At 42.7% G+C, this 14,104-nt stretch carries 10 protein-coding genes; 3 read left to right on the top strand and 7 right to left on the bottom strand.

All coding sequences use genetic code 11. The annotated features are described in order from the left end of the window. Positions 1-12: 12 nt before the first annotated feature. The 5 genes from IGK63_RS07070 to IGK63_RS07050 all read right to left on the bottom strand — a co-directional run bounded on the left by IGK63_RS07070 (position 13) and on the right by IGK63_RS07050 (position 7,451). Positions 13-2,256, bottom strand: a complete 2,244-nt coding sequence (locus tag IGK63_RS07070; protein ID WP_016613382.1) for a DNA internalization-related competence protein ComEC/Rec2 — start codon at positions 2,254-2,256, stop codon at positions 13-15. Beyond that, the gene (locus IGK63_RS07065) at positions 2,228-2,725 is read right to left on the bottom strand and encodes a ComE operon protein 2 (protein WP_005236270.1); all 498 of its coding nucleotides are present in this window, start codon (positions 2,723-2,725) and stop codon (positions 2,228-2,230) included. The genes IGK63_RS07070 and IGK63_RS07065 overlap by 29 nt, the downstream gene beginning before the upstream one ends. Before the next feature lie 93 nt (positions 2,726-2,818). Further along, the gene (locus IGK63_RS07060) at positions 2,819-3,460 is read right to left on the bottom strand and encodes a helix-hairpin-helix domain-containing protein (protein WP_016613381.1); all 642 of its coding nucleotides are present in this window, start codon (positions 3,458-3,460) and stop codon (positions 2,819-2,821) included. An 87-nt stretch (positions 3,461-3,547) separates the two neighbouring features. After that, entirely contained in the window at positions 3,548-6,142 is a 2,595-nt protein-coding gene (locus IGK63_RS07055; protein ID WP_205684906.1) for a family 78 glycoside hydrolase catalytic domain, read from the bottom strand. 19 nt (positions 6,143-6,161) lie between these two features. Beyond that, positions 6,162-7,451, bottom strand: coding sequence for a PTS sugar transporter subunit IIC (locus tag IGK63_RS07050; protein ID WP_016613379.1), 1,290 nt, complete (start codon positions 7,449-7,451; stop codon positions 6,162-6,164). Between the two features lie 167 nt (positions 7,452-7,618). On the opposite strand from IGK63_RS07050, the gene IGK63_RS07045 reads away from it, so the two are divergent. Continuing rightward, positions 7,619-8,644, top strand: coding sequence for an AraC family transcriptional regulator (locus tag IGK63_RS07045; RefSeq protein ID WP_151457938.1), 1,026 nt, complete (start codon positions 7,619-7,621; stop codon positions 8,642-8,644). A gap of 118 nt (positions 8,645-8,762) precedes the next feature. On the opposite strand, the gene IGK63_RS07040 is transcribed toward IGK63_RS07045, so the two are convergent. Both IGK63_RS07040 and IGK63_RS07035 read right to left on the bottom strand, forming a co-directional pair. Next, positions 8,763-9,803, bottom strand: coding sequence for a CAP-associated domain-containing protein (locus tag IGK63_RS07040; RefSeq protein WP_016613377.1), 1,041 nt, complete (start codon positions 9,801-9,803; stop codon positions 8,763-8,765). A 196-nt stretch (positions 9,804-9,999) separates the two neighbouring features. After that, positions 10,000-11,799, bottom strand: coding sequence for a penicillin-binding transpeptidase domain-containing protein (locus IGK63_RS07035; protein ID WP_016613376.1), 1,800 nt, complete (start codon positions 11,797-11,799; stop codon positions 10,000-10,002). Between the two features lie 170 nt (positions 11,800-11,969). Here IGK63_RS07035 and IGK63_RS07030 point away from each other — a divergent pair, with 170 nt between their 5' ends. Beyond that, positions 11,970-12,638, top strand: a complete 669-nt coding sequence (locus tag IGK63_RS07030) for a response regulator transcription factor (RefSeq protein ID WP_005236299.1) — start codon at positions 11,970-11,972, stop codon at positions 12,636-12,638. Then, positions 12,628-14,070, top strand: coding sequence for a sensor histidine kinase (locus IGK63_RS07025; protein ID WP_016613375.1), 1,443 nt, complete (start codon positions 12,628-12,630; stop codon positions 14,068-14,070). Before IGK63_RS07030 ends, IGK63_RS07025 begins: the two co-directional genes overlap by 11 nt. Positions 14,071-14,104: the final 34 nt, after the last annotated feature.

Genomic DNA, 14,104 nt, shown 5'->3' with positions numbered 1-14,104 from the left:
CTTATCCTACCATTAGTCTATCGGATAGTCTAGCAGCGTTTTTATCAAAAATGTTTGTTGTTTTTCAGACCAAATAAATTGGATCATGCCCTGCTGATCCGTTCGCAAAACGGTCTGATTTACCAACGTTTCAAGCACCTCTTCATGAGGATGCCCGTACCGATTGTTCCGTCCACTTGAAACGATCCCGAATTGGGGATCGATTGCCGCAACAAACTCAGGTGCCGTCGAGGTTCGACTGCCATGATGCCCTAGTTTCAATACATCAACTTTAAGATTCGGATAATCATGAATCAACTTTTTTTCACCTGCTTGTTCGAGATCGCCAGTAAACAAAAATGTTTTATCCCCTACCTTGGTTTTAATCACCATCGAATCTTCGTTTTGTCCTGCACCTGATTCTGGTGCCAATACTTGCAACTGAAGGGAATCCCCCACCACTTGGTCAATCGTCGTCCAAACAACGTTTGTCTGCTTAGGCAGTTCGTTTAATAGCTTGGCGATGCGGTGATCTTGTTCACTTCCTGGTACGAGATATAACGTTTCAACGGGGATCACCTTCATCAAGGCTAGTGCGTCCCCCATATGGTCCGTGTCCCCATGAGTTAGAAACAAACCAGTAATCTTCCTGACTCCCTCCCCTTTCAAAAAAGGAATCAATGTAGATTCCGCGGCAGCTTGTCGTTTGCGCTCTTGCCAGTTTTCTTTCGGAAAAGACAGAGAACCTCCAGTATCGATCACATAAACTTCGCGATTTTTTTCTGCCTGTAAAACGATACTATCGCCTTGACCAACGTCGACATAACTAATGGTGGGTAAAACGCGATTCTTCTGAAAGACGATTGGTACAACAAGCGAAAAACAGATCACCAGCAGCCACCGTTTCTTTTGGTAACAGAGCAAGCTGAGCAAACAACAACTAGCAGCCAATCCTGCAGGAACGGCACCCACCGTTATCGACACGCCTCCTACAGCGCCCACGACAACTTCCATAAGCAGCAAAAGCCCTTCAAAAAGGGCAATCAGCCCACTGATGGTTGGGAAAAGTGTCCCAGCAATGAAAATTACGAAACAGGCTGGCAGCAAAACCATTTGAAAAAATGGTAAAAAGACAAACGTCAAAAAGCCCCCAAATAATGGGAATTCATAAAAGAGCGAGGCAATGACAGGCGCAGCCAGCACCGTGAGGAACTGACTACGCCAAAACCACGTCAATTTGATCGGTTGCTGCATTACTATCAGGAAGGTCATCAAAAGACTTAGTTGCCCCGATGTTTGAAGCAATACTTTGGGATCAACGAATAAAAGAGTCGTTAAGACGATCCCATAATGATCACTTGCCGATAGCCGTTGTTGATAAAGAGTTGTTACTTGAGTAACCGATAATGCCAAGACAGCACGCCAGACACTAGTGCCGCCGCCACAAAGACCAATTACGGCTAAGAAAAAGACCCCCATTGGCAACAGCATCTCTTTTTGCGTAAACCCCAATCGGCAGAAGCATCCGCGAAACCATTTGAAAAATAAGACGACATGCATTCCTGAGATCGTAAAGAAATGCAATAAGCCACTAGCATGATACATTTGACGTACTTCTTGAAAGCCATGGTCTTTAAAACCAAAGAGCAATGCATTGATATAGGCAGCTGAGCGTTCAGGAAAGATTCGTTGCACAGAAGAAATAACATCTGCTCGAACTTTTGCAAGTGAAAAGCCTGCATCTGCTTCTTCCATACCTACCATTTGCTCGATATGGACTGTGCCAATAATTGATCGACTAGCCAGATAGGCAGAATAGTCAAATCCATGGCGGTTTCGTGGTTTTTCAGGAAGAGAAAAAAATCCTTTCACCAGCAGCTTTCTCCCCCAATCGGATCGATCCTGCCATTGCTGTTTTTCAGTCTCTGAAGAAATTGTGTAACGGCCAATCACTTTACCTGCAGAGGATTTTGCTTCAAATGTAAGTAGATCGCCATTGATTTTGATCGTGTCTGGCAGCACATTGACTACCCCTTGATACTCACCTTCTTGTATGTTCCCAGTCCGAGAAAGAGAAACGCGGACACTTAACAGCAACAGTCCGACAAAACAAATCATGCACAAAAATGCTTGTCGTTTTAAGACAAGCATCCCGAAATAATAAAGTGCAATGAGTCCCAGTAAGATGGACTGCCGATAGTAAGCAGTCACCGAACAAGCAAAAATAATACTAAGAAATAAAAATGAATCAGTTCTTTTTTGTTGGTTGTGCATCATTCAGCACACCAAACGAAAGTTTTTCAAAATACACCGGATCGAGTTCAACTTGGTGGACGGAAGCACCTACTTGTTGAATCAGTTCCATTGCATACTGATTGTTGCGATAGTCATTCAAATAATGGATCTTTTTGACCCCTGCTTGTAAAATTGCTTTCGTACAGGGAAGACAGGGAAAATGCGTCACATAGATTTCCGCATTGTCTGTTGACACCCCTAATTTTGCACATTGCAATAAGGCATTCATTTCTGCATGAATCGTCCGAATACAATGGTCATCGACAACATAACAGCCATCGTCAATGCAGTGTACATCGCCACTGACGGACCCGTTGTAGCCTCCAGCGATGATTCGGCGATCTTTGACTAATGTAGCGCCGACTTCAAGTCGGGAACACGTACTGCGTAAAGACAGTAATACAGCTTGTGCCATAAAATACTGGTCCCATGGAATTCTCGTATTGCTCATTCGTTTGCTCCTTTGTCATTGATTAGTTCTATTCTAATCGAATTTCTTGAATTTTCAACCGTCATTTCTTAGTATTTCTTACATTTATTTGGTTCAGTCCGCCACTGTAATCATCTCTTTCAAGGACTCAAAGGTCTTCTCTCCGATGCCTGTGATCTTTTTTAGGTCATCAATCTGTTTAAAAAAGCCATATTCTTCTCGGTAAGCGATGATTGCTTCTGCTTTTTTGGCACCCACACCTGGCAGTTCTTGCAGTTGCTGCGCATTGGCTTGATTCAGATTGATTTGTGTCACTGCTGTTTGGCTGCCACCTACTCCTGAAGCATTCATCTCCATAAACGCTTGATCCTCTTTATGAGGGACGATCACCATCTGTTGATCTTGCAGCACTTGTGCTAAGTTTATGGCTGTTTCTAACGCCTCTTCTGTCAGACCACCTGCTTGTTCGATCAATTCATACATCCGCGCACCTGATTTCAAGCGATAAATTCCCGGTTGGTGCACTTCCCCTTTGACATCTATAACGATCTCATACTCTTCATCGTGAAGACTATCTTCTTGAAGGGCTCCACCTTTCCCCATTTCAGACGATTGACCTGCTGCATCTGCCATTGAATGCCAGTTTGTTTCTTTTTTTTGCGAGAACGGTACAAACCAGATGATCAGCAATACCATCAAAACAGCACCACCAACTGCCAATCGCCAATAGTCTTTGAACAGCTTCCATCGATCCATTTTCACCACCTCATAGATGAAATACGCAAAAGATAGTAAACAACAGAAAAAAAGTCAACACTTTCCACGTGTCGACTTTTTCACTAGCTAAGTAGTAATCGTATATAGGCAGGAAACTTTTTTTCGCCCCCCCTCATCCTCTATTTTCTCACTGACTATTCTAAAACCTTTCATCTGACTGATTTCATAGCTACATGTTCGTGGCAACTCCACCGTTAAGCGAACGGTACGATCAGTCTTTTCCCAGCTTAAAGCTACTAAACCAAACGTACTTTGTAAGGAGCCTTTGACATGGGCTATAGGTACATCGAAGGCTGGTTGTATCAGTATCCCAGCGCTTGTCACCTGAATGCCTAATAAATGACGGACAAACCAATACCCATAAGAAGCAAACATGGCATGATTCAACGAACCCTCGTAAGTGGCTGAATGTTGCGGCGTTGGAAAATGTTCCATCAAAGTGCCGTTTCCGCTTGCCAGCATTGCTGCATAACTAGGCGCAGATTTCCTCGTTAACCAATCAAAAATAATATCATTATAGCCAGCTTCAGCCAGCAACTGATAACTCCATGCCATCCCGAAGATGCCGAAAGAGAAAATACCCTCTTGCTGCTTGATCCGTTGTACTAGTTTTGGCAATATTCGTTTTTTCTCACTGAGTCCTGTCTTCATTGCAAAGACCATACTAGACAAGGTGCCCGCACCGTATTGCTCATTTCCTTTAGAAAACTTCTGTTTGATTTGCAGTGTCGCGTACTGGATCGCTGCTGTCACTCGCTGACAATAGTCCTCGTTACCAATGATCCTCAAGTCGATCAATTCTTGGTAACGCTGTAGTAAAAGCAGATACATGCAGGCAGAGCAAAAGGACTGATCTGGCGAAGTAATAACCCCGTTTTGCTGAGTTTCATCAATTGCTCCCCAATCGCCGAGACAGCACTGGGCGATATAATCAAAATCAAAAGCGAGTAAATAGTTGAGATGCCTTTCCAACTGTGGACGCAGCTTGGCAACCGCTGCTTGTTTTCCATAGGTCTTCACCAAGGCCAAAGCAAGCTCTGAAACTACCAATTGCCACCCTAACGCACCACCACCATTTGATGGACCATTTGTCATGATTCCTACAAATGGCGCAGTTGCAGTCATTGCACCATCCGATCGTTGGTCGTTGGCAAAATCCCACAACACTTTTTCCAACAACGGCTCAATCGCCAGATCTGCCATCTGCGTTGGTAGTAACGCAACGATGTCCCCACCATAACCAAAGCGCTCACGAGTGCAGTCCTCAAAATACGAGTGGATGTTGTTCAACCGCGTGGCTTGTCCAACCGCCCATAACTGATCCAAGAAAGGATCGGAGGTTTCAAGTGTCACCAACGATTTCACATCAGTATGCAAGCGATAGGCTTTGATTGCTCCTACAATCGCTTGAAGGTTGTCAGCAGGTTTCGTCTCGATCAACGCATAGCGAAAGGAATGATACGTGTAGTGGTTTTCAAAAACGAACGTCTTCGCTGCCGTTTTCTCAATGATGTCTCGTTGAACGATGGGATCATCTGGCTGCTTCCCTTCATAGGGATCGTAGACGCCATAAGTTCCACTGATCGTAGACGTATAATCAGGGTTGCCTAGCTCATCTAATGTTTCTGCATAGCTGATTCTGATCTGACCAATGAAATCTTCCTCAAGAGTACAAGCAAATTGACCGCTGATGATTTGACCGAAGTCAATGAGCAGTCCCGCTGCAGTTTCGGTCATTTTTTGGGGAACGATCGATTGTGTACGCTTGATTTTTGGAATAAAGCTTGGCTTAAAACGTCCCGCAGGTCCAGCAATTTGTACCGTTTTTCCTTCTGGACGAGGATCAGGTACATCGGTAACGATTTCTCCTATATAAAGATTGTTTTGCAAATAAGGCCCAAAACTACTTTGCCACTGATTGTCTGAGTATATGTAGCGATTCTCTCCTCCATCATTTAACTGAAGCTCCCCCCAGAAACAGGGTTTGCCGATCGCTAGTTGTTTGCGGATGTTATACCGACCTAAAATCTCAATCGGAGCAGGATTGTACCAGCCATTCGCAAGTTCAACTTCGATCCGATTGTCTCCCTCCTGTAAAAAATCAGTTAACTCATAAGTATCATAGTAGACGACTCGATCATAGTTCGTTACATCACTGTTTAAATAAACATCTGATACCGTTTTTCCATTAACAGACAAGCGATAAAAACCAAGCCCGCAGCAATCAATCACTGCATAGGAAGGACACTTTTCCAGTGTGAAGGAGCGAGACAAGCAGCTATTTTTCTCTTCTGAAAAGTAAAACCGTTCTTTTTTAATGGGATCATCTAAGCGAGTGATCCACTTGCCCATGGTTTCTTTAGGTTTCTCACGCTTTGCTATCGTGAAAAACACACTACTGTAACTGGTGACATCGATTCCTGCTCCGGCGGTCAATTTGACTTGATATTTTTTTCGCTGCGGATGCTGTGGCAAGTGGACCGCCATTTTATTCTCAGAAGCGGCTATGTTGGAAACGTCATACACTGCTTGCTGCTGTTCATTGAAAATTTGCAATCGGTAGCCTTGGTGATTGGTCATCGACCATTCAATAAGGATCGGATCATTTAAATCCACTGTTAATGGCTTTGTCATTCCGTTGATGGTTATCGTTTCTTTCATAAGCTGCTCCTTTCGTGGGTTATTGTGCTTCTTCAACACAGATCTGCTTATCAGCAACTTTGATAAATGGCAACCAAATCATCGTTGCGATCACGATCAAGACGATTTGTAACAATGCGCCCATGATACTACCAGTGACAAAATAGCCGCTAATGATCGGCGGAGTCGTCCACGGAATTTGCGCAAGCCCAGTTGGGATCGGGACTAGCCCGAAATAAAAAGCAAAGTAAGCGACGATCGTTGTGACGGCATTTGCAAAAACAAAAGGAATGATAAAACTGAAATTCAACATCAACGGTATCCCGAACAACGCTGGTTCACCGATATTGAAAATATAAGGAACACTAGCAATTTTTCCAACCTCTTTGTACTGTTTACTTTTTGCTACGATCAAAATAGCTATGATCGCACCAACGACGCCAATCGAAGCAAAATGATTCCGAAAACTCATACTGATAATATTCGTTGGAATCTCTCCCGCCACTGATGCCACACGATTTTGGTCTTCAAGGACTTGATGGATTGGGTCCATCACTGCTTGAATGATCGAGGTTCCATGAAGGCCAAAAAACCATAGGAATTGCTCGAAAATTTTCACAACGACCATTCCAACTAGGGAGCCACCTAACATAGTTAATGGAATCCCAAGGGTCCCATTGATCAACGTCATGGCATCACTGTTAAATAAGGCTTCGATGATGAGTCGGATGACCCAAATCGTCGTGATGACAAGAAAAGATGGAATCACCGATTCGAATGGACCAGAAACAGCTGGTGGTACCGCTGCTGGCATTTTGATTTTGATTCCTTTACCCTCAATTTTTTTATAAAGAACTGTACTAAAAATACCGACAATAATCGCTAAAAACATCGATTGCGCGCTAACGCGGGTGATATCTAAAAAAGTCCCTGCTTCCATTGCATCCAACGGTGTTAATAGTAAAAAGGAAACAAAAGCAGTTAAGACACATTGCAAAACGTTTGTTTCAAGTTTTTCTGCGAGTGATTTTGCGAGGGAAATGACAACTAGCAAACCACCGATTGCGAGTGTGGCATTGTTGACATAGAGCAATTTCTCTTGCCAGACACTAGCATCTTCTGTTCGCAACACCATAGTAATAAAATCGGTCACTTGTTGGATCGGAAAAAAAGCAATAATTAAAAAGATCGACGCAATAAAGGTGAATGGCATGTAAGCTAACATTGCATCCCTAACTGAAGTAATATAAATATTCCCATTAACTTTACTTGCAAATGGACCAAGGGTACTTTGGATCTTATCCCCTAATGATGGTTTGTCGTGGTTCATGGTGATTCCCCATTTCTTTCGAATTTGCTGGTACTATTGACTATTATTATCATCCGGATTATGATAATTGATAACGTTATCATACAAGTATTATATACTATCTCTACCTGTCTTCAATGACGATACTCTACTATTTCATTGACTATTTTTTACCTAAGGAGAAAGCGATGGATAAACAGAACATTCTGCAGCAGTTACAACAATTGACGACTACCGAAGAAATAGCCCTTAAAAAGACGCAATCCCTTCCATACAATTATGAGGATTTCAAGAAAGTCTACACTGAGAAAAATAAGCCAATTTACCAATATACATTCGAAAAACACCTTTCTCGTCTCATACGAAAACGGCCGCAAGATAGCGGATTTCTTAAGACAAGCCAGCTTTTGATTTTAAAACATGCACGCTTTTCTCCTACGCCGCTACATCAGCATGATTTTATCGAAATGAATTATGTTTTTTCTGGAACAGTCACGATCATGATCAATGAGAAAAAAGTGATCCTAAAGGCAGGTGACTTTTGCTTACTAGATACAGGGGTGATCCACCAAATTATCGAAACAAATCAAGACGACATTGTTATTAACTTTTTGATCAGCAAAGAGTACTTTTCCACCCAGATGCTCAGTCGGTTGGCATCCAATAGCATGATCGCCGATTTTGCCATCAATGCGTTATCTGAAAGCCAAAAGCACAATCAATACCTAGTGTTTGAAACGAGTAACAACGACTATTTGATTGATGCGATTTTTGGGGTCTTGGCCCAGTTCTTTAATCCCTCCTTCGGTTCTCATGAGGTCATCCATTCCTATATGATCATTATTTTTTCCGAACTCGTTCGTAACTTCCAGGAAAAACAACGGATCGAGTCGCAAAAAAGTGACCAACTGTACCTCGGAGAAGTGTTGGACTATCTGGAGAAACATTTCGCTACTTGCACACTAGCCTCGGTTGCGGAGGCATTTGGATACAACCCGAGCTATTTGAGTCGCCGTATCAGTCAGCAGCTTGGTCGATCCTTTGTGACGATCCTTCAAGAATTAAAACTCAATCAAGCCAGTTTATTGTTGAGAAGCTCTTCTCTGCCTGTGGAACAAATCGCACACCAAGTCGGCTATAAAAATGTCTCATTCTTCTATAAGCTGTTTCAAAAGAAGTATCAGTGCTCTCCTCATGCCTACCGTCAAAACTAAACAATACTGCTGCACACCATTTTATCGACAAAAAAACACTGCTCACTTGATGCTGCTAACGCAGCAATCTCAAATGAGCAGTGTTTTTTAACTAATCAGTTTCAAGCAATTAAGGAATTTACGACGTCGATCCTCGGTGATACAACGTTGTATAATATGGCTGTTCGCTGGTATCGATCGCAATACCGATCCCGAGAAATTGATACTCATCGTTTAGAATCGTTGCCCGATGTCCCTCTGAGTTCATTAAACCTTGATGGGCGTAAATACTGCTAGCTTGGCCAAATGCCAAATTCTCCCCTGCAGCAGTGAAGCTGATCCCATCTTCTTGCATCCGATCAAATGGAGTCGATCCATTTAACCCAATATGGTCAAAATATCGATGTTCTGCCATGTCTTGGCTATGCTTCACGGCAGTCTCACTGGTTGCTTCACTGAATCCAAGGGGCGACAAACCAAATTTCACTCGGGTGGCATTCGTTAATTCAAATAACTGTGTTCGTAAGCCGCTTAAAATGGCGGCTTGATTTTGGCGAAAATCATTCGCATGGCGTGTTTCTAGCGAGCGATTGATGATTTGAATCGCAGTCACTGTATCTTCGGCATGAACATCATAGAAAAAAGTAATCAATTGATCGTCTTGTAGGAACAGATCATAGTCGGCATCGGAATCGATGCGATACCGTCTTGATCCTCGTTGTAGACTTTCTTGGCGCGTACCCATCTGATTACAAACGCTTGCTTTTGAAGACCCGATACCTAGCGTCTCATCGATAAGAATCGTGTCTTGATTCGTATAGATCCCTTGCGCAATATCATGTTCATCATACATCACCATCATGAAGTTACGAAAATCATCGTGATAGGAAGTCCAGTTCAGTCCATATCGATTCGCTGATTCATTGATCGCTTCTCCAAAGGTTTCTTCGATCACTTGTCGTGATTCATTATATAAATATGTCTGGGCAGGTGTTTCTGCCGATGGCCTGGCTGAAGTGTCTTGTGAAGGAGAAAATTGGGACGAGAGAGATTGAGTGATCTCGTTGAGTCGAGCATCCCGAAATGCCAAGCGCCCGTCTTGCCATGTAATCATCTGGCTTACAAAATAAAAAAGCCCGATGAGAAAAATGCTTTTGATTAAGAATTTTATTTTTTTCATATGACACCTCCGTCAATGAATCATTATGTGTTAGCTGTAGCGCGATCGTTTATCCACTCATTCATCCCTAGATTGGATCGCTGATAACCCGTCCTGCCTTTTCTAAAGACTATCATTCCTGTGGAAAATTGACCAGCTGCAGCATGAAACTTCTTAGATGGTCTATGTCTTTTTAAGCTCCTGTTAAGAAACTTTTTTACTCACGAAAACTTTGCAGCGCCATCGAACGCTCCATCAAAGGATTGGCAATTTTAGCTAAGGTATGACGATCGTATTCTTCTGGTCGCTTGATAGTGAGGTAAAGAATAAACTGTGGATCATCCGTTGGATAGATCGAGACCGCCGAATAAATATAATCAAACTCTCCTGTCATGTAACCTTGACCATTCTCATTGGCGATCTGAGCAGTCCCTGTTTTGACAGAAATCTCATGGTTCGTCAGTTGGTATACATCATAAGCGGTGCCATAGCGTTCATCCGTCACTACATCGGTCATGTATTCCAATACAGCATCAGCCGCTGTTTGTGCAATAGGCTGAGAAACGACTTCTGGAAAAACTTGGATCTCTTCTCCCACTTGCCGAATCAATTGCGGACGAATCATCTCGCCACCATTGGCAAATGCGCTAAATAACTGCATCATCTGCATCTGATTGACCCCAATCGCATGGCCATAAGAACTCATGGCATAATCCACCCGATTTCTTGAAGGTAAGATACCAGGCACCTCACCGGGAAGCTCACTTCCTGTAACTTTCCCTAGTCCAAAATCAGTTAAATACTGCGCCCATGCATCAAAACCGATCCGTTGCTGAAGTCGAACCATCCCAGTGTTGCTTGACCAAGCTAACGCTTGCCGCATCGTCAACTCACCATTTGCTCCTGAGTCGTGGTCGTTGATGACTCGATCTTCAATCTGCATACTCACAGGATTGTAGCGTTCCGTCGGATCAAAAACACCTTCATCAATCGCTGCCGCAACGGTTGCCAGCTTCAAGGTCGAACCTGGTTCATACATCTCTTCCGTAAAAAGATTACGCCAAATAAAGTGCTCATCCGCAATTCCTTCTTGGGTCTCTGGATGAAAACTAGGTCTTTGAGCCATCGTTAAAATCTCTCCAGTTTTCGCATCCATTAATAAAGCCGTCAGATTCTCTGGTCGTGTTTGTTCCATAACCTCATCCATCACTGATTCAGTGAATAACTGCAGATGAGCATCTAATGTCGTCCAAACATCGTTCCCATCTACGCCTTCTTCTACCATTTGATTGGTTGCAGGAACAGGATTCCCTGAAGCATTGACTTGAAAAGACTCTCGCCCATTTTGATTCTTCAAAAAGTCGTTCAGTACATATTCTAATCCAGAAACTCCGACTCGAATTTCATCATCATCTGACGTTGTCCCTATCAAATGTGAAGAAAAGATGCCATTCGGATAGCTGCGACTTGAACGAGCATCGAAATAGATACCATTGATTCCAGCTGCATCAAACGCCGCTTCGATTTGATTTCGAGTGGTCACACTTAGACCACTGCCAACATTGCCAAATTCCACTTGAAAGACAGGCGGGTCTATTTGATTCGCACCGTCTGTCAAGATAGACAAAACTTGCTCGTTAGAAATAGGTAAATACTCCGAAAGAATCGTTGCGGTCTCCTCAAAGCGCGCTCTGTCTAAATACATGGGTCGGCCATTATCAATGTAATCTTCAGAAAGAACCGCTCGAACAGTATAGGAAAGAATATCTTGTGCGATCACTGTCCCCTGCCGATCAAAAATCGCCCCTCGACTTGTTTCGATGGATCGTGAACTATAATACAAACTTTCTATTCTTTCAGACAAAGAGACGCCAGCAATCACGCCGACTTGAACAATGTAAATCAAACGTGCAGAAAACCCCATAAAAAGCGCAAGACTGATTATGTATAACCAATGACCGACTAGCTTACGATTTTTCTTCGCTTTTTTCTTTTTGACTATATGATAGTCATACATCGCCAAAGCGCCCCTTTCGATCGAATATACCTCTATAGTATTGGGTATTTGTGATGATCTTGTGAGGGAAAGAACAATTATTTTTCAAAGAGTCATTTTCTTATTAATTCAGCGATTATGCTGTGATATACTTTAAAAAATATAAATTATTTTTAAGGATGTGAATAAAATTGCAAAAAATATTGATTGTCGATGATGACACTCATATGCGTGCCCTAGTGAAAACTTATGCGGAGATCGAAGGGTATCTATGTTTTGAAGCATCAGATGGAAAAGAAACTTTGGAAAAATTAACCAATCATTCATTCGATTTGATTCTCCTAGATGTCATGATGCCGGGAAAAGATGGCTTTCAGACGCTTTCGGAAATCAGAGGTAGCTGTAACACGCCAGTCATCATGATTACCGCTCGAAAGGAAGAGTATGACAAACTCTTTGGCTTCAATCTTGGTGCCGATGATTACATCGCCAAGCCATTTAGCCCTAAAGAGCTGATGGCTCGCATCAAAGCTGTGTTGAAACGAAGTAGTCAATTTCAGTTCGAAAAGATCGTTTATGGCGATCTCGAAGTCAATGTTTTTTCTCATACTGTAACGATCAAAGGGAATCCTCTGCCGCTTACGCCAAAAGAATTCGATCTGCTGGTCTATTTGACAAAAAATAATCATATTGCTTTGAGCCGAGAATCAATTTTAGAAGGTGTCTGGGGCTTCGATTATTTCGGTGATACCAGAACAGTGGATACACACATCAAGTCCTTGCGAGAGCGTCTAGGGGATTACCGAGAGTTGATCCAAACGGTTTGGGGCGTTGGGTATAAATTTGATTATGAAGACTAGTCGGTTAGGTTTTACTTACATCAAAAGTAAATTACTCGTGCGGCTTTGGTCCGCCAATATGCTGCTGGTCGTCATTGGCATTGCTTTTTTATGGACTGTTCAAATTTTGCTCTTTGAACCAAATTATATCAATGTAACAAAAGAATCACTTTTAGAAACAGTTCAAGAAACAGCTGCCGCTGTTGAAGAAATGGCAGTAGATCCAGATGATTTACCAGAAGATCCATTGCTTTTCCTCAGTAAAACGATCGTTGGGACTCTTTTTTTAGTCGACGAGTATGGCGAAATTCTGGCGGCATTTAACAATGGACAACAATTAAACATAGATGGGTTGAGCAACGAATACAGCTGGTTGTTATCTCATGCACCCACTGTCCTTAACGGTGAGAGCCTTAGTGCTGTAGAAGACTTTGAAAAGTCTTCTGCCATTCTTATTGGCGTTCCTACGACTCTTTTCCAACGCCCAGCTGCCCTTTTGCTCTCCAATACGATCACTCAAATCGAAGCGCTTCAAAGCATGAATCGACAGCAACTCTTTCTATTCACCATCATATTAACAATTTTTGCATCAACGATCTCCTTTTTTTTAGCACAGCATTTTATTCGCCCGATCAAAACCATCAAAGAAGCCATCATCCGCTTAACCAACGGAGAGCTTTATTCCGTACCCAAACTAAACCGTGGCGATGAATTAGGTACACTTTCTGAATCTGTTGCGGACTTAAGCACAGAACTTCAGCGAGTAGACGTGTTGCGAAAAGAAGTGATTGCCAATGTTTCTCATGAACTACGATCCCCCCTCGCGTTGATCACGGGTTATGGGGAGATGGTACGTGATGTTTCTGGAAGTGACGAACGCCTTCGAAAAGAACATATGGAACTAATTATCAGCGAAGCCCACCGTATGAGTGCCATGGTTGATGACATCATGGATTTCTCTATCATGCAAGCAGGCTACACACAACTTAAAAATGAAATCTGGAATACATACGAGGTGGTTTCCTCCGTCGTTGCCTACGCAAGAGGGATCGCCAATCAATATGACATCACTGTCGATTTTGAAGCAGATCGTAAGAATGGAATTGCTCTTTTTGATCGCATCAAAATGGAACAGGTTTTGCGTAATTTAATAAACAATGGCATCAACCATACACCTAAAAACGAGCGTCTTTTGATCAAATTAACGAATACATCTACAAGAACAAAAGTTGCTGTCATCAATCCCGGAAAAGATATCCCTCCAGAACAACTCGAACTCATTTGGGAAAGATACCAACGCGTCCAACATCAAGCAGGACATAAAGAAGGAACCGGCATCGGCTTAGCGATCGTGAAAACCATTTTGACTTCTCACGCCTTCGATTATGGCGCTGAGTCGAAAAATGGCGTGACTTCTTTTTGGTTTGTTGTGCCGAGACTAGAAGACCAATGAGAACCACGTTTATACCGTTCATCATAAGTAATGA

The sequence above is a fragment of the Enterococcus sp. AZ040 genome (genome assembly GCF_050499185.1).
In the GTDB taxonomy this organism is placed as follows: domain Bacteria; phylum Bacillota; class Bacilli; order Lactobacillales; family Enterococcaceae; genus Enterococcus_D; species Enterococcus_D entomosocium.
This window is presented reverse-complemented; position numbering and strand designations above follow the sequence as displayed.

What these genes read in the sequence shown, in the direction of transcription:
- IGK63_RS07060 (WP_016613381.1), bottom strand. Translation starts at nt 3,460, where the DNA reads ATGGATCGATGGAAGCTGTTCAAAGACTATTGGCGATTGGCAGTTGGT.
- IGK63_RS07035 (WP_016613376.1), bottom strand. Translation starts at nt 11,799, where the DNA reads ATGTATGACTATCATATAGTCAAAAAGAAAAAAGCGAAGAAAAATCGT.
- IGK63_RS07070 (WP_016613382.1), bottom strand. Translation starts at nt 2,256, where the DNA reads ATGATGCACAACCAACAAAAAAGAACTGATTCATTTTTATTTCTTAGT.
- IGK63_RS07025 (WP_016613375.1), top strand. Translation starts at nt 12,628, where the DNA reads ATGAAGACTAGTCGGTTAGGTTTTACTTACATCAAAAGTAAATTACTC.
- IGK63_RS07055 (WP_205684906.1), bottom strand. Translation starts at nt 6,142, where the DNA reads ATGAAAGAAACGATAACCATCAACGGAATGACAAAGCCATTAACAGTG.
- IGK63_RS07045 (WP_151457938.1), top strand. Translation starts at nt 7,619, where the DNA reads ATGGATAAACAGAACATTCTGCAGCAGTTACAACAATTGACGACTACC.
- IGK63_RS07050 (WP_016613379.1), bottom strand. Translation starts at nt 7,451, where the DNA reads ATGAACCACGACAAACCATCATTAGGGGATAAGATCCAAAGTACCCTT.
- IGK63_RS07065 (WP_005236270.1), bottom strand. Translation starts at nt 2,725, where the DNA reads ATGAGCAATACGAGAATTCCATGGGACCAGTATTTTATGGCACAAGCT.
- IGK63_RS07040 (WP_016613377.1), bottom strand. Translation starts at nt 9,803, where the DNA reads ATGAAAAAAATAAAATTCTTAATCAAAAGCATTTTTCTCATCGGGCTT.